Source organism: Flavobacterium sp. F52, assembly GCF_000278705.1.
Classification (GTDB): Bacteria; Bacteroidota; Bacteroidia; order Flavobacteriales; family Flavobacteriaceae; genus Flavobacterium; species Flavobacterium anhuiense.
This window is the reverse complement of record NZ_AKZQ01000027.1, coordinates 48,993-69,606: the sequence shown is the minus strand read 5'-3', so window position 1 is coordinate 69,606 and position 20,614 is coordinate 48,993. Positions and strand designations below refer to the sequence as shown.

The 20,614-nt window shown below is 34.9% G+C and carries 19 protein-coding genes; 18 read left to right on the top strand and 1 reads right to left on the bottom strand.

Features of this window, described 5'->3' with window-relative positions; translation table 11 throughout:
• Positions 1–64 precede the first annotated feature (64 nt).
• The 13 genes from FF52_RS13915 to FF52_RS13855 all read left to right on the top strand — a co-directional run bounded on the left by FF52_RS13915 (position 65) and on the right by FF52_RS13855 (position 16,557).
• Positions 65–1,096, top strand: a complete 1,032-nt coding sequence (locus FF52_RS13915; protein WP_008466448.1) for a LacI family DNA-binding transcriptional regulator — start codon at positions 65–67, stop codon at positions 1,094–1,096.
• A gap of 175 nt (positions 1,097–1,271) precedes the next feature.
• Entirely contained in the window at positions 1,272–2,627 is a 1,356-nt protein-coding gene (locus FF52_RS13910; protein WP_008466445.1) for an MFS transporter, read from the top strand.
• Positions 2,628–2,645: 18 nt separating this feature from the next.
• The gene (gene pgmB / locus FF52_RS13905; RefSeq protein WP_008466443.1) at positions 2,646–3,299 is read left to right on the top strand and encodes a beta-phosphoglucomutase; all 654 of its coding nucleotides are present in this window, start codon (positions 2,646–2,648) and stop codon (positions 3,297–3,299) included.
• Between the two features lie 139 nt (positions 3,300–3,438).
• Positions 3,439–5,742: a glycoside hydrolase family 65 protein gene (locus FF52_RS13900; RefSeq protein ID WP_008466441.1), complete on the top strand. Its 2,304-nt coding sequence runs from the start codon at positions 3,439–3,441 to the stop codon at positions 5,740–5,742.
• Between the two features lie 28 nt (positions 5,743–5,770).
• Complete coding sequence (locus FF52_RS13895) at positions 5,771–7,885, top strand: glycoside hydrolase family 97 protein (protein WP_008466439.1); 2,115 nt, start codon at positions 5,771–5,773, stop codon at positions 7,883–7,885.
• A gap of 142 nt (positions 7,886–8,027) precedes the next feature.
• On the top strand, positions 8,028–9,890 hold the full coding sequence (locus FF52_RS13890; protein ID WP_035691604.1) for a glycoside hydrolase family 13 protein: 1,863 nt from the start codon (positions 8,028–8,030) through the stop codon (positions 9,888–9,890).
• 122 nt (positions 9,891–10,012) lie between these two features.
• On the top strand, positions 10,013–11,674 hold the full coding sequence (locus tag FF52_RS13885; RefSeq protein WP_008466434.1) for an alpha-amylase family glycosyl hydrolase: 1,662 nt from the start codon (positions 10,013–10,015) through the stop codon (positions 11,672–11,674).
• Positions 11,675–11,775: 101 nt separating this feature from the next.
• Positions 11,776–12,453, top strand: a complete 678-nt coding sequence (locus FF52_RS13880; RefSeq protein ID WP_008466431.1) for a glycerophosphodiester phosphodiesterase — start codon at positions 11,776–11,778, stop codon at positions 12,451–12,453.
• Positions 12,454–12,548: 95 nt separating this feature from the next.
• Entirely contained in the window at positions 12,549–13,784 is a 1,236-nt protein-coding gene (locus FF52_RS13875; protein WP_008466429.1) for an NAD(P)/FAD-dependent oxidoreductase, read from the top strand.
• A gap of 4 nt (positions 13,785–13,788) precedes the next feature.
• Positions 13,789–14,436, top strand: a complete 648-nt coding sequence (locus tag FF52_RS13870) for an HAD family hydrolase (protein ID WP_008466427.1) — start codon at positions 13,789–13,791, stop codon at positions 14,434–14,436.
• Positions 14,437–14,440: 4 nt separating this feature from the next.
• Positions 14,441–15,013 carry a Crp/Fnr family transcriptional regulator gene (locus FF52_RS13865; RefSeq protein ID WP_008466426.1) on the top strand — a complete coding sequence of 191 codons (573 nt, stop codon included), beginning with the start codon at positions 14,441–14,443 and terminating at the stop codon, positions 15,011–15,013.
• Between the two features lie 61 nt (positions 15,014–15,074).
• Positions 15,075–15,752, top strand: a complete 678-nt coding sequence (locus FF52_RS13860) for an MBL fold metallo-hydrolase (protein WP_008466424.1) — start codon at positions 15,075–15,077, stop codon at positions 15,750–15,752.
• Positions 15,753–15,825: 73 nt separating this feature from the next.
• On the top strand, positions 15,826–16,557 hold the full coding sequence (locus FF52_RS13855) for a hypothetical protein (RefSeq protein ID WP_008466422.1): 732 nt from the start codon (positions 15,826–15,828) through the stop codon (positions 16,555–16,557).
• 41 nt (positions 16,558–16,598) lie between these two features.
• Here the strand turns inward: FF52_RS13855 and FF52_RS13850 are convergent, their stop codons facing one another.
• Positions 16,599–17,075, bottom strand: a complete 477-nt coding sequence (locus FF52_RS13850) for a TspO/MBR family protein (RefSeq protein WP_008466421.1) — start codon at positions 17,073–17,075, stop codon at positions 16,599–16,601.
• A 253-nt stretch (positions 17,076–17,328) separates the two neighbouring features.
• On the opposite strand from FF52_RS13850, the gene FF52_RS13845 reads away from it, so the two are divergent.
• The 5 genes from FF52_RS13845 (at position 17,329) to FF52_RS13825 (ending at position 20,581) form a co-directional block, all read left to right on the top strand.
• Positions 17,329–18,429 carry a diphosphomevalonate/mevalonate 3,5-bisphosphate decarboxylase family protein gene (locus FF52_RS13845; RefSeq protein WP_008466420.1) on the top strand — a complete coding sequence of 367 codons (1,101 nt, stop codon included), beginning with the start codon at positions 17,329–17,331 and terminating at the stop codon, positions 18,427–18,429.
• A 30-nt stretch (positions 18,430–18,459) separates the two neighbouring features.
• Positions 18,460–18,678: a hypothetical protein gene (locus tag FF52_RS13840; RefSeq protein WP_008466418.1), complete on the top strand. Its 219-nt coding sequence runs from the start codon at positions 18,460–18,462 to the stop codon at positions 18,676–18,678.
• Positions 18,678–18,983 carry a type II toxin-antitoxin system RelE/ParE family toxin gene (locus FF52_RS13835; protein WP_008466416.1) on the top strand — a complete coding sequence of 102 codons (306 nt, stop codon included), beginning with the start codon at positions 18,678–18,680 and terminating at the stop codon, positions 18,981–18,983. Before FF52_RS13840 ends, FF52_RS13835 begins: the two co-directional genes overlap by 1 nt.
• Before the next feature lie 3 nt (positions 18,984–18,986).
• Positions 18,987–19,925, top strand: a complete 939-nt coding sequence (locus tag FF52_RS13830; protein ID WP_008466414.1) for a mevalonate kinase — start codon at positions 18,987–18,989, stop codon at positions 19,923–19,925.
• A 65-nt stretch (positions 19,926–19,990) separates the two neighbouring features.
• Complete coding sequence (locus FF52_RS13825; RefSeq protein ID WP_008466412.1) at positions 19,991–20,581, top strand: DUF502 domain-containing protein; 591 nt, start codon at positions 19,991–19,993, stop codon at positions 20,579–20,581.
• Positions 20,582–20,614 lie beyond the last annotated feature (33 nt).

The following is a 20,614-nucleotide window of genomic DNA, read 5'->3' as shown; positions in this document are numbered from 1 at the left end:
AAATTGTCAATTATAAAAATTTCAGATACCTTTATTATTAAATAGATTTTTTTCAATTAACTACATGAAACGAAAAATAACCCTAAAACAGATTGCAAAAGAACTGGATGTTTCTATTTCAACTGTCTCAAAATCACTTAGAAACAGCCTTGAAATTGGAGAAGAAACAAGGCTAAAAGTGCAGGCTTTTGCTAAGTTTTACAACTATAAACCAAACAATATTGCCCTTAGTTTAAAAAACCGAAAAACGAAAAGTATTGGGATCATTATTCCTGAAATCGTACACTACTTTTTCTCTACTGTAATCAACGGAATTGAACAGGTTGCGAACGAATATGGCTACAGTGTTGTCATATGCGTATCTGATGATTCTTTTGATAAAGAGGTTCTAAATATGGAGATGTTAGCCAATGGAAGTATCGACGGTTTTATCATGTCTCTTTCTAAAGAAACCCAATATAAAGGCGACTTTCACCACATCACAGAAGTGATCAATCAAGGAATGCCGGTTGTCATGTTTGACCGCGTTACCAATGATATTTTATGCGATAAAGTAATTATTGATGATAAATCTGCAGCTTATGAAGCCGTTCAGAGCTTAATTGACAGCGGACGAAAAAAAATTGCACTCGTAACAACTGTTGATTATGTAAGTGTTGGAAAACTGAGAACAGACGGTTACGAAAAAGCTTTATTAGATAACGGACTGCCTTTTAATGAAGATTTAATCATAAAAATTGAAGATGTCGATACTTGCGAAATAACCATTTCTGAGCTGCTGCACGCCAGAGCTTTTGATGCTGTTTTCGCGGTAAATGAACTTTTCGCAGTAACTATTATCAAAACTGCAAATAAAATGGGGTTGAAAGTTCCCGAGGATTTAGCCGTAATTGCTTTTACAGACGGAATTATTTCAAAATATTCTACTCCAACCATAACTACTGTTAGCCAGAGCGGAGAAAAAATGGGGAATAAAGCAGCCAAAATGCTTATAGAAAGAATAGAAGCTGAAGAAAATGAGGATGAAGAGCACACTGAAAATTACATTACAGAAGTTATAGAAACTCATCTCATAAAAAGAGAATCCACTGACTAAATTTCTTAAAATCAATACTTTCTAAAGCCATAAAGAATATTTATGGCTTTTTTATTAGCATATATAAAAAAATAATTTATAATTTTACGCCCGTCAAGGCTTTTAGTTTTACTTCGAAAGGAACAAAGTTTTGATAAGCAAAGCGCTTATCGTATAATTTTCACAAATTACGATAATGGAAAAGCGTAAATTAAGTTTCTGGGAAATCTGGAACATGAGTTTCGGATTCTTAGGAATCCAAATGGGGTTTGCACTTCAGAATGCAAATGCCAGCAGAATTCTTCAAATTTTTGGTGCCGACGTACATGAACTTTCGTGGTTCTGGATTATTGCTCCCCTTATGGGATTAATAGTGCAACCCATTATTGGTCATTACAGCGATAAAACCTGGGGAAGATTCGGCAGACGAAAACCTTTCTTTTTAGTGGGGGCCATTTTAGCTTCGGTAGGATTAATTCTAATGCCGCAAGCTAACATTTTCATTTCTGTTTTACCTGCCTTATGGGTTGGAGCCGGAATGTTAATGATTATGGATGCCTCTTTCAACATTGCAATGGAACCTTTCAGAGCACTTGTTGGAGATAATTTAAGAACAGATCAGCGTACTGCAGGATTTAGCATCCAAACTTCTTTAATTGGTTTTGGAGCCGTAATTGGTTCTGCATTGCCATACATTCTTACGAAATATTTTGGCGTACCAAATAGCACAGTTCCTGGAAGCGTTCCATTAAACTTAACCTTGTCATTTATAATTGGTGCGGCAGTTTTAATTGGTTCAATCTTAGTTACGCTATTTACAACCAAAGAATATTCGCCAGAAGAATTGGCAAAATTTGAAGATCCGCAAAATGATGCCGTTTCAAATTCTGAAGAAAAGTCAAAAATTACAGACATCTTTACCGATTTTGCAAAGATGCCTGTTACAATGCGCCAATTAAGCTGGGTGCAATTTTTTTCTTGGTTCGGATTATTCGGAATGTGGGTTTTTACCACTCCAGCAATCGCGCATCATATTTACGGTTTGCCGTTAGAAGACACTTCAAGCCAGCAATATCAAGACGCTGGTGACTGGGTCGGAATTCTGTTTGGCGTTTACAACTTAGTTTCTGCCATTGTCGCTTTGTTTTTCTTGCCTTATATCGCTAAAAAAATTGGGCGAAAAGCAACACATTCCCTTTCGTTAGTAATTGGAGGAATTGGATTAATCTCTATTTATTTCATGCCAAATGAAGACTGGGTTGTACTGCCAATGATCTTAATCGGAATTGCTTGGGCGAGTATCCTAGCAATGCCTTACGCGATTCTTGCGGGTTCTATAACACCAAAAAAAATGGGAGTTTACATGGGAATCTTCAACTTCTTTGTTGTTATTCCTCAAATTGTAAACGCTCTAATTGGTGGTCCAATCGTAAAATACCTTTACAATGGAGACGCTATTTACGCCTTAGTTACTAGCGGAGTTAGCTTTCTAATTGCTGCTGCTTTAGTTTCTAAAGTAAAAGACGTAGACGACTTTACTCAAAAATCATAATTAAGAATTTTCCATACAATGAGCAAAAAAGCATTCATATTCGATCTCGACGGAGTGATCGTTGATACCGCTAAATACCACTTTTTGGCTTGGCAAAAAATTGCCAAATCGTTAAATATCAATTTTACGCACGAAGACAACGAACTTCTAAAAGGTGTTAGCCGCGTTCGTTCGCTAGACATTATACTTGGGTTAGGAAATGTTCAAGCTACTCAAGAACAGAAAGATCAATGGTTAATTCAAAAAAATGATGATTACCTATCTTATTTAGTTGACATGGATGAAAGTGAGGTTCTTCCAGGAGTTTTAAAAATTCTAAAACTATTAAAAGATAAAAATCAAGGAATTGCACTGGGTTCTGCCAGTAAAAATGCAAGACCAATCTTAGAAAAAACAGGCGTTCTGTCTTACTTTGATGTTATTGTTGATGGAAATGACGTTACCAATGCAAAGCCAGATCCTGAAGTTTTCTTAAAAGCGGCTCAATTATTAAACATTGATCCAAAAAATTCAATCGTATTTGAAGATTCTGTTGCCGGAATTCAGGCAGCAAATATTGCAGAAATGGTAAGTGTGGGAATTGGTGAGGAAACAATTTTACATGAAGCTGATCACATTTTTAAAGATTTTACCCAAATCGAAACAAGCTTTATTGAAGAGTTAATTGGATAATTAGAAAATGTGTCAGTGAGATAATGCTTCTCATCGACAAATATTCTAATGTAACAATTACCCAAATGAATGTAAAAAGTTAATAAGAAACCAAGGCAATTATCGAATTACCAAATTGCCAAATTATCTAATTTAAAAGATGAATCAAGATTATATAAAACCAGACAATTGGTCAATTATCGAGGAAGGATTTGACGCAGAGCGCGTAAAATCGTCCGAAAGTCTTTTTAGTATCGGAAACGGTGCTATGGGACAACGTGCGAATTTTGAAGAAACATATTCTGGCAAAACTTTTCAAGGAAGTTATATTGCTGGAATCTATTACCCGGACAAGACAAAAGTGGGCTGGTGGAAAAATGGTTATCCAAAATATTTTGCCAAAGTACTTAACGCTCCAAACTGGATCGGAATTGACATTGAAATAAATGAAGAAAATCTTGATTTGAACACGTGTACAGAGGTTAGAAACTTCCGCAGAGAATTGAATATGAAAGAAGGATGGTACAATCGTTCTTTTGAAGCTGTTCTGAAAAATGGAACCGAAATCGCGGTAAACATCCGTCGTTTTCTTTCATTAGATTTAGACGAAGCCGGAGTCATCAAATACGATATTACACCTTTAAACAAAGATGCAAAAATTGTTTACAAACCATATATCGACGCTGGTGTAACCAATGAAGATGCCAACTGGGAAGAAAAATTCTGGGAGCCTTTGGAGGTTAAAAAAGGAACCAACGAAGCGTTTGTAACGGCTCAGACTTTCAAAACGCATTTTAAAGTTACGACTTTCATGCACAATACGATTTTTGCTAACGGAGAAAATGCAAATATTTCACCTTCAACAATCGATTCTACGGTAGATAAAGTTCAGTACACTTACGGAACTATTATCGCAAAAGGACAAACCTCATCAATCCAAAAAATTGGTGGATATACGGTTTCTTTAAACCACGAAAATACTTTGGCTGGAGCCGAAAAAGTAATCAAATCTGCTGTTGCTTTAGGTTATGAAACCTTGCTTCAAAATCAAATTGAAGCTTGGGCTAAAATCTGGGAAATGTCAGATATTACTATTGAAGGTGATGTAAAAGCGCAGCAGGGAATTCGTTTCAACATTTTCCAATTAAACCAAACCTATTCAGGAAAAGATTCTCGTTTAAATATTGGTCCAAAAGGATTTACTGGAGAAAAATACGGGGGATCTACGTATTGGGACACTGAAGCTTATTGCATACCGTTTTACATGGCAACAAAAGATCAGCAGGTGGCGAGAAACTTGTTGACATACCGTTACAATCAATTAGACAAAGCGATTGAAAATGCTAAAGACAATTTAGGTTTCAAAAACGGTGCTGCTTTATACCCAATGGTTACCATGAACGGTGAAGAATGCCACAACGAATGGGAAATCACACACGAAGAAATCCATAGAAACGGTGCGATTGCTTTTGCGATTTACAACTATAACCGTTATACGGGCGATTACTCTTATATTCCCGAAAAAGGCTTAGAGGTTTTAATCGGAATTGCGCGTTTCTGGCACCAGAGAGCTTCTTTTTCAAAAGATAAAAATCAGTACGTAATTCTGGGAGTTACTGGTCCAAACGAATACGAAAACAACATCAATAATAATTTCTACACCAATTATATTGCAAAATGGTGTATTGATTTTGCTGCGGAGCAAATCGAAAAAGTAGCTTCAGAATATCCTGCAGATCATAAAAGAGTAATGGAGAAAGTAAATCTTTCTGCAGAAGAAATCAAAGAATGGAAAAAAGTGGCAGATGACATGTATTTCCCTATTTCTGAAGAGCTTGGAATCTACTTACAGCAAGACGGTTTCTTAGATAAAGAATTAGTTCCGGTAAAAGATTTAGATAAATCACAGCGTCCTATCAACCAAAAATGGTCTTGGGATCGCGTATTACGCTCACCATACATTAAACAAGCCGACGTTTTACAAGGTTTTTATTTCTTCGAAGATCATTTTTCGAAAGAAGAATTAAAACGCAATTTTGAATTTTACGAATCATTTACAGTTCACGAAAGTTCGCTTTCGCCTTGCGTACACTCGATTCAAGCTGCTGCTTTAGATAAAATGGACATGGCATATACCTTTTATTTAAGAACTTCTCGTTTAGATTTGGACGATTATAATAAAGAAGTGGAAGAAGGTTGTCATATCACATCAATGGCTGGTACTTGGATGAGTATCGTAGAAGGTTTTGGAGGAATGCGTGTGAAAAATAATCAGCTTCATTTCTCTCCAAAAATTCCAAAGGAATGGAAAGGCTATACGTTTAAAATCAATTTCAGAAACCAAATTCTTAAAGTATCTGTAAATCATAGCGAAACAACTTTTACTGTAGACGGCGATCAAGATTTAACAATTATCGTTAACGGAAAACCTGTAACTGCAAGTAAATTTGTACAAATAAATTAAATTACAATACATCTAAAATCTAAAAAACATGAAAAACTTATTTTTCGCAAGTTTAATTTTGTTTGCGTTCAGCACTGTTGCAAAAGCGCAGCAATTAAAATCACCCGAAGGAAAGTTCGTAATGGAATTTTCTCTTCAAAACGACGGAACTCCAGTTTACAATTTAAAATACAAAAACAAAGAAGTTATTAAAACCAGTAAACTAGGTCTTGAACTTAAAGATGACAAAAAATCTTTATTGAACGACTTTACAATTGCTGACACGAAAACTTCAACTTTTGATGAAACTTGGAAACCAGTTTGGGGAGAAGTAGATCACATCAGAAATCATTATAATGAGCTGGCGGTTACTTTAAACCAAAAAAGTACTGACAGACAAATCGTTATCCGTTTTCGTTTATTCGATGACGGTTTAGGATTCCGTTATGAATTTCCAGCGCAAAAGAATCTTACTTACTTTGTAATCAAAGAAGAAAGATCACAATTTGCCATGACTGGAGATCATACCGCTTTCTGGATTCCAGGAGATTACGATACTCAGGAATATGATTACACAAAATCAAAATTATCAGAAATTAGAGGTTTATCTCAAAAAGCGTATACAGCAAATGTTTCTCAAAAATCATTTTCACCAACAGGAGTTCAGACTTCTTTGATGTTAAAAACAGCTGACGGAATCTATATCAACTTACACGAAGCTGCTTTGATTGACTATTCTTGTATGCACTTGAATTTAGATGATAAAAATTTCGTTTTCGAATCTTGGTTAACTCCAGATGCAAAAGGAGACAAAGGTCATATGCAGGCGCCAAATCACTCTCCTTGGAGAACGATTATGGTAAGCGATGATGCTAGAGAAATCTTAGCTTCTAAAATGACTTATAATTTAAACGATCCATCAAAAATTGACGATACTTCTTGGATTAAACCAGTAAAATACGTTGGTGTTTGGTGGGAAATGATTACAGGAAAAAGCTCTTGGTCATATACTAATGACTTCCCAACAGTTCAATTGGGAGTTTCTGACTTTTCAAAAGCAAAACCAAACGGAACTCACGGAGCAAACAATGCTAACGTAAAAAAATACATTGACTTCGCGGCTGCAAATGGTTTTGACGCTGTTTTGGTAGAAGGATGGAATCAAGGATGGGAAGACTGGTTTGGCCACTCAAAAGATTATGTTTTTGATTTCTTGACGCCTTACCCGGATTTCGACGTAAAGGGTCTTCATGAATATGCAAAATCGAAAGGTGTAAAAATCATCATGCACCACGAAACTTCTGGTTCTGTTCGCAACTACGAACGCCATATGGACAAAGCATACCAATTCATGAAAGACAACGGTTATGATGCTGTAAAAAGCGGTTATGTAGGCGATATTTTGCCAAGAGGCGAAAACCACTACAGCCAATGGATTGTAAACCACTATCAATATGCAATTGAAAAAGCGGCTGATTACAAAATTATGGTAAACGCTCACGAAGCAGTTCGTCCAACGGGAATTGCTAGAACGTATCCTAACTTAATTGGAAACGAAGCAGCAAGAGGAACAGAATACCAAGCTTTTGGAGGCTCTAAACCAAATCACGTTACGGTATTACCATTCACTCGTTTAATCGGTGGCCCAATGGATTATACTCCGGGAATCTTCGAAATGGATATTAGCAAAATGAGTCCTGATAACAAATCACATGTAAACAGTACAATCTGTAACCAATTGGCTTTATATGTTACAATGTATAGCCCATTACAAATGGCTGCTGATACTCCAGAGAATTACAACCGTTTTCCAGATGCATTCCAATTCATTAAGGATGTAGCTGTAGATTGGTCAGAAAGTAAATATATTGAAGCTGAACCTGGAGATTTTATCACAGTTGCCCGTAAAGCAAAAGGAACAAATAACTGGTTCGTTGGAAATGTAAACGGAGAAACGCCACGCACATCAAACATCGATTTCAGTTTCCTTGAAAAAGGTAAAAAATACACAGCAACAATTTATGCTGATGCAAAAGATGCGCATTACAAAACAAATCCGCAAGCTTACACTATCAAGAAAATTGCTGTAACAAGCAAATCAAAATTATCTCAGTTTTCTGCTCCTGGAGGAGGATATGCGATAAGCATTATAGAAAACAAATAATTTTTTAAAGACAAGTAATTTTCCCCATGATTGCTTGTCTTTTTTTTAATCAACATCTTTTTGTCACATCAAGCGGAGTCGAGATGCCGCAAAGGTTCTCGACTCCGCTCGAACTGACAATGAAGAATAATTTCTTATTACTATGAAAACCCAAAAAACATCATTTATCTATAAATTAGTCTTAATGGTTTTGTTGTTTTCCGCTTCCGCGAAAGCGCAACTCCAAAAAGTAGAACCGCCGTTTTGGTACGCAGGAATGAAAAATTCGGAACTGCAGATTATGTTCTACGGAAAAAACATTGCTCAATATGAAGCTTCGGTTTCAAATAATGTTGTGATTAAAAATGTAGAAAAAACAGAAAACCCAAACTACCTTTTCGTAACCATCGATACAAAAGATGTCAAAGCTTCTGAATTGACTTTTTCATTCAAAAACAAAAACAAAGTCGCTTTTACTCAAAAATACGCTCTTAAAGAAAGAAGAGCCAATTCTGCCGAGAGAAAAAGTTATGATGCTTCCGATTTAATTTACCTAATTATGCCGGATCGTTTTGCAAATGGAAATCCGAAAAATGATAACGATGCTTCATTAACTGAAAAGGCAAACCGTCAAGATCCAAGCGGACGCCACGGTGGTGATATCGAAGGAATCATCAAAAACTTAGATTATATTTCTTCTCTTGGTGCAACAACCATTTGGAGCACGCCGTTATGCGAAGACAACGACAAACAGCATTCGTATCATACATACGGACAGTCGGATGTTTATAAAATAGATCCACGTTACGGAACCAATGACGATTACGCTCGTTTATCGGCAGAAATGCACAAAAAGAACATGAAACTGGTTATGGATTATGTAACCAATCACTGGGGAATTACGCATTGGATGGTGAAAGATTTGCCAACAAAATCGTGGCTTAATCAATTTGAGAATTATACACAAACGCACCACAGACGTGAAGTAATAACCGATATTCATGCTTCAAAAATCGATCAGGAAGTTTGTATTGATGGATGGTTCGTTCCTTCAATGCCGGATTTAAATCTTAGAAATCCGTTAGTAGCAAAATACTTAACGCAAAACGCTATTTGGTGGATTGAGTTTGCAAATCTTGACGGATTCAGAGTAGATACTTATAATTATTCAGACAAAACTGCGATGGCAAATTGGGCAAAGTCTATTACAGATGAATATCCAAACTTTAATATTGTGGGTGAAATCTGGATGCACAATCAGGCGAATTTAGCTTTTTGGCAGAAAGACAGTAAAATTGGTGCAATTGAAAACTACAATTCAAATCTTCCAAGTGTAATGGATTTTACGCTTCAAAGCCAAATCACTTCTGCTTTCAGTGAAGATGAACCAAACTGGGACAGCGGATTGATTAAATTCTACAACAATTTTGCAATGGATTTTCTATATCCAAACACGAATAACATTTTGGTTTTTGCCGAAAATCACGATACAGACCGTATGAACGAAAAGTTCAAATATGATTTGCCAAAATACAAACTAGCTATGACTTTATTGGCAACCGTTCGTGGAATTCCGCAAATCTATTACGGTTCAGAAATTGGAATGGGCGGTGATAAAGGTAAAGGCGGAGATGCCGATATCCGTCAGGATTTTCCAGGCGGATGGGCTGGCGACAAAAACAATGCTTTCACAGCAGCAGGAAGAACTGCTCAACAAGCAGCTTTCTTTGATTTCTCTTCAAAATTATTCAACTGGAGAAAAACAAACGAAGCAGTTCATTTCGGAAAAATGACGCATTACATTCCAGAAAACAACACTTATGTATATTTCAGATATACTGATAAAAAAACGGTTATGGTAGTTTTCAATAACAATGCAAAAGAGCAAGTTGTAAAAACAAATCGTTTCAAAGAAAGCATCAAAAACTACAAATCAGGAAAAGATGTTATCACAGGTAAAACATTTGATTTAGCTACTGAAATCACTTTAGAACCAAAATCGGCCTTGGTTTTAGAATTGGAATAATATCAAACACAAAGTTTTTTCGCCACGAATTCACGAATTATTTTTTGACAATCTTTGAGAATAAAATTCGTGAATTCGTGGCTATTTTTTTAGCACAATCCATCCTAAAATATTTTAAAATAATGAAAAAATACACTTTCCTTTTTTTATCTTTAGTATTCATAATTACGGGTTGTTCTGGCTCAAAATCAGTTACAATGAATGATACTCCAAAAAAACCTTTCGTTTGGGAAGGAGCAAATGTTTATTTTTTACTTACAGATCGTTTTTACAACGGAGACACTTCCAACGACGTCAACTTTAACCGAACCAAAACTCCCGGAAAACTACGCGGATTTGAAGGCGGTGACATTATCGGAATCACTAAAAAAATCGAATCAGGTTATTTTGAAAAATTAGGAATCAATGCCATTTGGCTTACGCCGATTGTCGAACAGATTCATGATGGCGTTGATGAAGGAACTGGATTGAGTTATGGCTTTCACGGTTATTGGGCAAAAGACTGGACAGCTCTAGACCCAAACTTTGGAACAAAAGAAGATTTGGCAAAACTGGTAAAAAAAGCACATGAAAAAGGAATCAGAATCATTCTCGACGGTGTAATTAATCATACAGGCCCTGTAACTCCAGAAGATCCCGTTTGGCCTTCTGATTGGGTTAGAACTGGTGTGGTATGCGATTACAAATCTTTTGAAAACACTACGATGTGTACTTTAGTTGAAAATCTTCCGGATGTGAAAACCGAAAGCACTCAAAACGTAGAACTCCCTCCTTTTTTAATCGAAAAATGGAAAAAAGAAGGGCGTTATGAAAAAGAAATTGCTTCATTAGATGCATTTTTTAAAAGAACAGGCTATCCAAGAAGTCCAAAATATTACATTATAAAATGGTTGACCGATTATATTCTGGAATTCGGAATTGACGGTTACCGCGCCGATACTGTAAAACATACAGAAGAAGGCGTTTGGGCCGATTTCAAAAAGGAATGCGATTACGCTTTTGAAACTTGGAAAAAACACCATCCTTTACAAGTTCTAGATCAAAATCCATTTTATACGATTGCCGAAGTTTACGGTTACGGAATTAGTGGCGGGCAGGATTATGATTTTGGAGATCGAAAAGTAAATTATTTTCAGAATGGTTTCAATAGTCTAATCAATTTTGAATTTAAATGGAATGCCGCACAAAACGATTATGAAGGTTTATTTTCGAAATATTCCAATGCTTTGAATAATGATTTAAAAGGATATTCTGTCCTTAATTATATGTCTTCGCACGACGACGGTCAGCCTTTTGATGCGAATAGAACCAAAAGCATCGAAACAGCCAATAAACTATTACTTTCGCCAGGAACGTCTCAAGTTTATTATGGAGACGAATCGGCCAGATCTTTAGTTGTTGAAGGCACTCAGGGCGATGCAACCTTACGTTCAAATATGAATTGGGATGATATTCAGAACAATCCTGAAATTCAGAAAACACTTTTACACTGGCAAAAATTAGGGCAGTTTAGACGAAATCATCCTGCTGTTGGTGCGGGAGTTCATAAACTAATTAATCCATATCCTTATACTTTTTCCAGAACGTTTACAAAAGGTTCTTTTACAGATAAAGTAGTTATGGGAGTAGATTTACCAAAAGGCAGAAAAGAACTTCCTGTTGGTGATATTTTCCCAAACGGAACAAAACTAAAAGACACTTACTCGAATCAAGAAGTTGAAGTAATTGATGGAAAAGTGCTTATAGATAATGATTTTGATATTGTTTTACTCGAACTGATCTAAAGGTCGCAAGGGAAAATCGCAAGGTTTGCAAAGATTATAAAAAACTTTGCGAACCTTGCGTAAAACTTTGCGACCTTTGCGGTTAAGAAAAAAACTGTAGAATGCTAAAAATAGCTCACAGAGGCGCCAAAGCCTACGAACCTGAAAATACTTTACAAGCTTTTCAAAAAGCATTAGACCTAAATTCAGACGGAATTGAACTCGATGTTCATTTGAGTTCAGATGGATATTTAATTGTAATTCACGACGAAACCATTGATAGAACCACTAATGGAAAAGGTTTAGTCAATGATTTTACTTTAGCAGAATTAAAATCATTTTTGATTGATGGAAAATATCAGATTCCAACTTTAAACGAGGTTTTCGACTTAGTAAATAAAAAATGTTTCGTCAATATCGAATTAAAAGGTTTAGAAACTGCTCCTAAAGTTGTCAGCTTAATAGAGGAATATATTTCAGAAAAGGACTGGAAATACGAGCATTTTATTATTTCAAGTTTCGATTGGAATATGCTGGAAGAAACATCAAACCTAAATCCGAATATCTCAATTGGTGTTTTAACAGAAGAAAACATAGATACTGCTTTGGCTTTCGCCGAAAAAATAAAAGCAAAAGCCATTCATCCTGATTTTCAGTTATTAAATGCTGAAAATGTTCATCAAATGCAGGAAAAAGGTTTTCTAGTTTTACCTTGGACAGTAAACTCAGAAGAAGACATTCAAAAAGTAAAAAGTTATCAAGTAAACGGAATTATCTCTGATAATCCAGATAAAATATAAAATCAACTACGAGAAACTTTGTCAAAGTTTTAAACTTTGACAAAGTTCATAAGGATTTAATAAAAAATTCGTGAATTCGTGGCAGAAGACAAAATATGATCAAAAATTTCGACATAATCATCGTTGGCGGGGGCGCTGCCGGTTTTTTTTCTGCGATTAATATTGCTGAGAAAAACCCAAAACTGAAAATCGCTATTTTAGAAAGAGGAAAAGAAGTGCTTTCTAAAGTTCGCGTTTCCGGAGGCGGACGATGCAATGTAACGCACGCTTGTTTCGAACCCAACGAATTAGTGAAGTTTTATCCTCGTGGAGAAAAAGAACTTCGCGGGCCTTTCCATCAGTTTTGTTCCGGCGATACAATCGAATGGTTTGAAAAACATGGCGTAGAATTGAAAATCGAAGAAGACGGAAGAATGTTTCCTGTCTCTAATTCGTCACAAACGATTATAGATTGTTTCCTAAAAGCAACCGAAAAACTAGGTATAAAAGTTTTGACAGGTCAAAGCGTTCAGTCGATTTTCAAAAAAGAAAATCATTGGAAAATTGATACACAAACTGACAATTATGCTGCTGAAAAATTAGTAATGGCAACAGGAAGCAATCCTAAAATCTGGGAAATGCTTCAGGAACATGGTCATGCCATTGTAAGTCCTGTTCCTTCCCTATTTACTTTTAATATCAAAGATTCACGAATTAAAGAATTACCGGGAGTTGCAGCACAAGTTTCGGTAAAAGTAAAAGATACCAAATTAGAATCGACAGGACCTTTATTAATTACGCATTGGGGAATGAGCGGTCCAGCAATCCTGAAACTCTCAGCTTGGGGCGCACGTATTCTGCATGACAAAAATTATCAGTTTACGATTTTTGTGAATTGGCTAAATGATGTCGATTTTGAAGATGCTGAAAAAATCCTAAAAGATTTAAAACAGGAACATGCCAAAAAAGCTGTTTCTAAAAAATCACCTTTTGACTTTCCGAATCGTTTATGGGAAAGTTTGGTTTTGGCTTCGGGAATTGATTCTGACTCGAGCGATAGCGAACAGGCGAAGCAAACGAAATGGGCAGATTTATCTAAAAATCAATTGCAGAATCTTGCTTCACAACTTACAAAAGCCGAATTTAAAGTCAACGGAAAAAGCACTTTCAAGGAAGAATTTGTAACCGCAGGTGGAATCGATTTAAAAGAAATCAATTTCAAAACCATGGAAAGCAAAATTCATGAAAACCTTTATTTTGCTGGGGAAATTGTCAATATCGATGCTATTACCGGCGGATTTAATTTTCAGAATGCCTGGACGAGCGGGTTTATTTTGGCTCAAAATATTTAATAGAATGAAATTTAAAGGAATTATTTTTGATTTAGACGGAACTTTAGTCAATTCATTACATGACATTTCAGATGCTATGAATAAAGTGCTTACCGCTCTAAATTATCCTACACATAGTTACGACACTTATCAATATTTTATCGGAAGCGGTTTACGAAATCTGGTAAGTAAAGCTCTGCCCACTGCAAACAGCTCTGATGATGAAATTGAAAGTTGTTTTGAATGTATGGTCGATGAATACACTAAAATCTGTACACTCAAAACAAAACCGTATGATGGAATTGTAGAACTGCTTGAAAAACTGACTTCACAAAACATTAAAATGGCTGTTTTCTCTAATAAAGCCGATGAGTTAACTAAAAAAATTGCTCATGAATTATTTCCTGAACAATTTGACACAGCTGTTGGTTTAAGCACAGAAGAACTTAAAAAACCAAATCCGTTTGAAGCGATCGAGATCAGCAAAAAATGGAATTTAAAACCAGAAGAAATCCTATTTGTTGGTGATTCTGACATTGATATGAAAACCGCAATAAACGCTAATATGTTTCCTGTTGGTGTTACCTGGGGTTACAGAACCGAAGAAGAATTGAAAGCCAGCGGTGCAAAAACGGTTATTAATACTGCTTCGGAACTGATTGCTATTTTATAAAATCATGAATCCTTCTTTAAAAAAACAAATACTATCAATTGCTTCGTTTTCTGAAAAAGAAATCGAAACGATAGATTCGTGTTTTGAGTATGAAAAATTCAATGCTAAAGAATACCTTTCGTTAATGGGAAAAATCAGCAACAAGATTTTCTTTATTATTGAAGGATTGGCGCGAGTTTATTATCTTAAGGATGGAAAAGAAATCACGACTTATTTAGGCTGTGACGACGGCTTTATTGCTTCGTATTCAAGTTTTATAAATCAATCTGTTTCTTTTGAGAATATTCAGTGTATTGAAGATTGTGAAGTGCTTTCGATTACTTTTGAAAAAATGCAGTTTCTGTATAATGAAATTCCAAATTGGGAACGTGTCGGAAGAATTCTTGCTGAACAAAATTACCTTTGTATGGCAGACAGAGTTTTAAAACTTCAAATGATTCCTGCCAAAGAAAAATACCAGACTTTTTTAGCTTCGGCTCCAGCCAAAATAATCCAGCGAACACCTTTAATTTATATCGCCTCTTTTCTCGGAATTACACCAGAATCGCTGAGCAGAATCCGTCAGGGCATTTCTTAACATTTATCAAGTGAGTTGAGAAATGGAATTCAAATCTTTGTCAAAATAAAATTTGAAAAAGATGAAGAATATTGCCAAAGACGTTTACCAAATCCCTTTATTTCCTAGAAACTCTATTAATTCTTATTTGATTGAAGATGTTTTAATTGACGCAGGAATCAGAACTTCTGCAAATAAGATTTTTAAAGCAATTAAAGACAAAACCGTTGCCAAACACGCATTAACACACGCCCACGCCGACCATCAGGGAAGCAGTAAAATAATCTGCGAAACCTTGAACATTCCTCTTCTATGCAGTGAGTCTGAAAAAGAGTTTGCTGAAAGCGGTAATGTATTTACAGAATACCCAAATCCGAATCATATTTTTTCAAAATTTCAGAAAAATTTCTGGGCAGGAAAAGGCACTCCCGTTTCTCAAACCTTAAAAGAAGGCGATCAAATAGGTGGGTTTACAGTTATTGAAACTCCTGGACATTCTAGAGGTCACATCTCATTTTTCAGGGAGAAAGACGGCGTTTTGATTGTTGGCGATGCCATGACCAATATGAATCTGCTCACTACAAAAGTCGGATTGCACGAACCTCCACATCTATTTACCGCTGATAAGGAAACCAATAGAAAATCAATATTAAAACTTGCATCTTTAAAACCCAAAATATTGTGTTTTGGCCATGGTCCTATTTTGTTTAATAACGGTGAACTTGAAAAATTCATCCAAAAAAGCAACATTGCTTATTAACAAGAATTTACAGATTCTGTAAGTTTTCATTAAGACTATTCTAATAATTTTACTCTCAACTAATTAATCCTATATGAGAGTAAAATTACTTACCACAATTTCTTTTTTCACCTATCAACTCACTTTTTCTCAATCCGAAAAACTATTAACTGGGAAAGTTCTTTCACAAAACATTCCGCTTAATAAAGTAGAAGTAATTAATAAAACAGCTCAAACCAGTACAAGAACAAATGAACTTGGTGAATTTTCGATTCTGGTTCGTCCAAAAGACAGTCTGTTGTTTTTCTCTAAAGATTATTTTTTTAAAAGGCTTAAAATTTCTCAAGAAAATATAGACCAGAACAATATTGTGGTAAATATGATTCTGAAACCTGAAGAATTGGATGAGGTCTTAATCACAACTATAAAATTCCCCCACGTAGGTCCAGCTGCAGAAGTTTCAGATTCGATTGCATCAATAAAAGCTTCCAATAATTTAAGTAAATATACCGGCGTTTACGATGGCACCATTACAAACGGAATGAATTTTATCGCAATGGGAGAAGGACTTATTAGATTATTCAAAAAGGAAAAAGAAAAACCTAAAAAGAAAACCCCTGAATTGGATTTCAAAACATTCGTAGAATCAACTTGCCCGTTGGACTTTTTCACAAAAGACTTAAAATTAAATCCCGATGAAAAAGCTCTTTTCCTAGACTTTTGTACAGCCGATCCGCAATCGGAAATTATTCTAAAAAAGAAAAATTTACTGTATACGATGGATTTTTTGTTTGCCAAAAATGAAGAATTTAAGAAACTGAAGTAGCCTAACTTGAAACAAAGAAAACTTGAAACTTAAAACAAAACTTATTTATTCAACCACCAAATACTGGCATTTAAAACTGTTGCAAACCCAACCCAAGCTAAATATGGAATCAATAAATAACCAGCAGTTTTATTGATTTTGATGAATTTCAAATACGTTTCGTAAATCATCAGCCATAAAAGCACAATTTCAATTAAAGCTAACATCGGGTTCTTTAATCCGAAGAATAAATAAGACCAAATTGAGTTTAAAATCAATTGAATAATGAAGAAAAGCAGAGCTTTTTTAACTTCCTCGGTATTTTCTTTTATTCTATCCCAAACCAACGCTGCTGCAACAGCCATTAAAATATATAGTACTGTCCAAACCGGCATAAAAATCCAATTCGGCGGATTAAAAACTGGTTTTTCTAGCATGACATACCAAGTTTCAATACTGGGTCTTGTTACTAAACTGGCAGAATATCCTACTGTTAAACAAATTACTAAAGCTATAGCGATTTTTACAAACTTATTCATGACATCAAATTTTGAATTCAAAAATAGGCAAAAGAAAATTTAAACCATAATAAGTTATAATAAGTTCATTTGAAGGATTTAATTCTGTGTTAGGCTGAGCGGAGTCGAAGCCCTTTCCAATTCATAAGCCTTAGACTCCGCTCGGGATGACAATCATGTCAAAGTTCATTTTTAGTAAATCATGCTTATAATTTCTTAAATAACTTACATGTTGAAAAATGAAAAAGTTATCTTTGCCAAAATTTTATAATTCATGTTAACAGCAGCTGATTTTATTCCAAATAAATATACTTCAACAATCGAAAACGGGAACTTTGAATGGAGCGCTCCAAGCAACATTGCCTTAGTAAAATACTGGGGGAAAAAAGAGAACCAGATTCCAGCAAATCCTTCGGTAAGTTTTACGCTTAACAACTGTAAAACAATTACGAAATTGGCTTTTTCTAAAAAAGGCGCTTCGACTCCACCGAGCGGAGCAAATGGTTTTTCTTTTGATTTGCTTTTTGAGGGAAAACCAAAAGAAGATTTCAAACCTAAGATTCAGAAGTTTTTGGAAAGAGTTGAGGTTTATCTGCCATTTTTAAAGGATTATCATTTTACGATTGATACTCAGAATACATTTCCGCACAGTTCAGGAATTGCTTCTTCAGCTTCTGGAATGGCTGCATTAGCGATGAATTTTATGAGTCTGGAAAAATTACTGAATCCAGAAATGACTGATGATTACTTCTATCAAAAAGCTTCATTTTTGGCTCGTTTAGGTTCTGGAAGTGCCTGCCGAAGCGTAAAAGGGAACGTAGTAGTTTGGGGAAATCAGGCTAATATTGAAGGCAGCACAGACTTGTTTGGAGTAGAATTCCCATACACAATCCATGAAAATTTCAAGAATTATCAAGATACTATTTTATTAGTTGACAAAGGTGAAAAACAAGTTTCGAGTACGGTGGGACACGATTTAATGCACAATCATCCGTATGCAGAAAGACGTTTTGCTCAAGCACATGAAAACCTGGATAAATTAATCGCCATTTTTGAAAGTGGAAATTTAGACGAATTCATTAAAGTTGTAGAAAGTGAAGCACTGACTTTACATGCTATGATGATGACTTCAATGCCTTATTTTATTTTGATGAAACCAAACACGCTTCACATCATAAATGCGATTTGGAAATTTAGAAATGAAACCCAAATTCCAGTATGTTTTACGCTTGATGCTGGGGCAAATGTGCATGTACTTTATCCTGAAAACGTTGCAACGAAAGTACTCGAATTTATTCAAGACGAATTAGTTGTATTTTGTCAGAATAGTCAATACATTTGCGACAAAATTGGAAGTGGTGCGATTGCATTATAATTTTCCGTATCTTTAGTTAAATTTTTGGTTATGGACATTCAATTAGAAAAATTAGAACTGATAAAGCTTTTAGCTGAAACAGAAAATCCTAACATCATAAGATCTATTCGAAAAATTTTTAAAAAAGAACAGAAAGATTGGTGGCATGATTTGACTGACGAGCAAAAAGCAGAAATTGAAGAAGGAGAAAGACAAATTGAACGTGGTGAATTTGTTGAATATGAAGAAATGATGAAAAAATTTCGTTAATGAAAAGAACAATAGTCTTTTCAAAAAATGCCGAAAAAAGTTTATTTGAACTATTTGAATATTTAGAAAGTCGATGGTCTGAAAGAATAAAAAATAAATTTATATCAAATCTCGACAAAGTAATTTATCTAATACAAGTTGAACCTGAAATTTTCCCTAAATCGGAATTAAATAAAAATTATAGAAAATGTGTTTTGTCAAAACAAACAACAATCTATTATAAATTCAATACAAAAAGAATTGAAATAATTGCATTTTTCGACACTAGGCAAAACCCAAATAAAATTAAGAAAGACATTAAATAGACCATGAAAGGACCTTTATTTTACTCAAAAATATTACTCTTTGGAGAATACGGAATTATCCGCGACTCTAAAGGACTTTCTATTCCTTATAATTTTTATAATGGCGCTTTGAAAAAAAGCGAAGAACCTACAGAAGAAGCTATTGCTTCTAACAGAAGTTTAAGAAGTTTTGCGGCTTATCTTGAAGTGCTGCATACACAACAGCCAGAATTGGTTACATTTGATTTAGAAACTTTAAAAAATGATGTTGAAACTGGAATGTATTTCGATTCTAGCATTCCGCAAGGATATGGCGTTGGAAGCAGCGGCGCGCTTGTTGCGGCTATTTATGACAAATACGCTACAAACAAAATCACCGTTCTAGAGAATCTGACTCGCGAAAAATTATTGCACTTAAAAAATATATTCTCTCAAATGGAAAGCTTTTTTCACGGAAAAAGTTCTGGTTTAGATCCTCTAAACAGCTATTTGAGCATTCCAATCCTGATTAATTCAAAAGACAATATTGAAGCAACTGGAATTCCAACCCAAAGTTTTGACGGAAAAGGTGCTGTATTTTTGTTAGATTCAGGAATTGTTGGAGAAACTGCTCCAATGGTTAGCATTTTTATGGAAAATTTAAAAGATAAAGGTTTCCGTGCGATGCTTAAAAATCAGTTTGTGAAATATACAGATGCCTGCGTAGAAAACTTCTTGCATGGCGATATGAAGTCTTTGTTTACCAATACCAAAAAACTTTCTAAAGTTGTTTTAAATCATTTCAAACCAATGATTCCGGAACAGTTTCATGGAATCTGGCAACACGGAATTGACTCCAACGATTATTATCTAAAACTATGCGGTTCTGGAGGCGGCGGTTATATCCTTGGATTTACTGAAGATTTAGAACGTGCAAAAGCAGCTTTAAAAGACTATAAATTAGAAGTTGTTTACCAATTTTAATGCTTTAAACCCAGAAATTATTTGAGTAGATTCCCATAAGTTTTCATCCTAAAAAGTTATTTATTATGAAAAGTATTTTTAAAATAATTAAAGCAACTTTTTTAGGAGGAATTCTCTTTTTGGCACCATTGGTTGTACTGCTCGTTATTCTTGAAAAAAGTTATGGCATTATTCAAAAAATTACGCTTCCGCTGGCAGAACACCTTCCTAGAATACATGTTTTAGGAATTGCTCTTCAAGAACTTGCTGGAATAATAATCATAATCCTTATTTGTTTTGTTGCGGGTTTATTGGCGAAAACTGCCAAAGCAAAAAATTTGATTCAGAAATTAGAAGATGGCATTCTGAGCTTTGTTCCTGGATATTCATTTATGAAAAACATGAATGAAAACATTATGGGACTTGAATCTAAGGATGATTTAAAAGTCATTTTGGTACCAACAGATGCTGGATTGCAATTTGCTTTTTTAATTGAAGAGATAAACGAAAACAAATTTGCCGTTTTTATTCCAGATGCGCCAAATCCATGGAGTGGATCTGTAGTTTTTGTTGAAAAGAAAGATATAACAGATGTTGATATTTCTCAAAAACAAGCTTTGGCCTGCATTAGAAAATTAGGATTTGGTTCTAAAGTTTTATTAAAAAACAAGCTTTAATTCTTCTAGAAAAAATAATAGCCTTAAATTACC

Excerpts from the sequence above, each read along its gene's own strand:
- FF52_RS13915 (WP_008466448.1), top strand. The coding sequence starts at position 65 with ATGAAACGAAAAATAACCCTAAAACAGATTGCAAAAGAACTGGATGTT.
- FF52_RS13910 (WP_008466445.1), top strand. The coding sequence starts at position 1,272 with ATGGAAAAGCGTAAATTAAGTTTCTGGGAAATCTGGAACATGAGTTTC.
- pgmB (WP_008466443.1), top strand. The coding sequence starts at position 2,646 with ATGAGCAAAAAAGCATTCATATTCGATCTCGACGGAGTGATCGTTGAT.
- FF52_RS13900 (WP_008466441.1), top strand. The coding sequence starts at position 3,439 with ATGAATCAAGATTATATAAAACCAGACAATTGGTCAATTATCGAGGAA.
- FF52_RS13895 (WP_008466439.1), top strand. The coding sequence starts at position 5,771 with ATGAAAAACTTATTTTTCGCAAGTTTAATTTTGTTTGCGTTCAGCACT.
- FF52_RS13890 (WP_035691604.1), top strand. The coding sequence starts at position 8,028 with ATGAAAACCCAAAAAACATCATTTATCTATAAATTAGTCTTAATGGTT.
- FF52_RS13885 (WP_008466434.1), top strand. The coding sequence starts at position 10,013 with ATGAAAAAATACACTTTCCTTTTTTTATCTTTAGTATTCATAATTACG.
- FF52_RS13880 (WP_008466431.1), top strand. The coding sequence starts at position 11,776 with ATGCTAAAAATAGCTCACAGAGGCGCCAAAGCCTACGAACCTGAAAAT.
- FF52_RS13875 (WP_008466429.1), top strand. The coding sequence starts at position 12,549 with ATGATCAAAAATTTCGACATAATCATCGTTGGCGGGGGCGCTGCCGGT.
- FF52_RS13870 (WP_008466427.1), top strand. The coding sequence starts at position 13,789 with ATGAAATTTAAAGGAATTATTTTTGATTTAGACGGAACTTTAGTCAAT.
- FF52_RS13865 (WP_008466426.1), top strand. The coding sequence starts at position 14,441 with ATGAATCCTTCTTTAAAAAAACAAATACTATCAATTGCTTCGTTTTCT.
- FF52_RS13860 (WP_008466424.1), top strand. The coding sequence starts at position 15,075 with ATGAAGAATATTGCCAAAGACGTTTACCAAATCCCTTTATTTCCTAGA.
- FF52_RS13855 (WP_008466422.1), top strand. The coding sequence starts at position 15,826 with ATGAGAGTAAAATTACTTACCACAATTTCTTTTTTCACCTATCAACTC.
- FF52_RS13850 (WP_008466421.1), bottom strand. The coding sequence starts at position 17,075 with ATGAATAAGTTTGTAAAAATCGCTATAGCTTTAGTAATTTGTTTAACA.
- FF52_RS13845 (WP_008466420.1), top strand. The coding sequence starts at position 17,329 with ATGTTAACAGCAGCTGATTTTATTCCAAATAAATATACTTCAACAATC.
- FF52_RS13840 (WP_008466418.1), top strand. The coding sequence starts at position 18,460 with ATGGACATTCAATTAGAAAAATTAGAACTGATAAAGCTTTTAGCTGAA.
- FF52_RS13835 (WP_008466416.1), top strand. The coding sequence starts at position 18,678 with ATGAAAAGAACAATAGTCTTTTCAAAAAATGCCGAAAAAAGTTTATTT.
- FF52_RS13830 (WP_008466414.1), top strand. The coding sequence starts at position 18,987 with ATGAAAGGACCTTTATTTTACTCAAAAATATTACTCTTTGGAGAATAC.
- FF52_RS13825 (WP_008466412.1), top strand. The coding sequence starts at position 19,991 with ATGAAAAGTATTTTTAAAATAATTAAAGCAACTTTTTTAGGAGGAATT.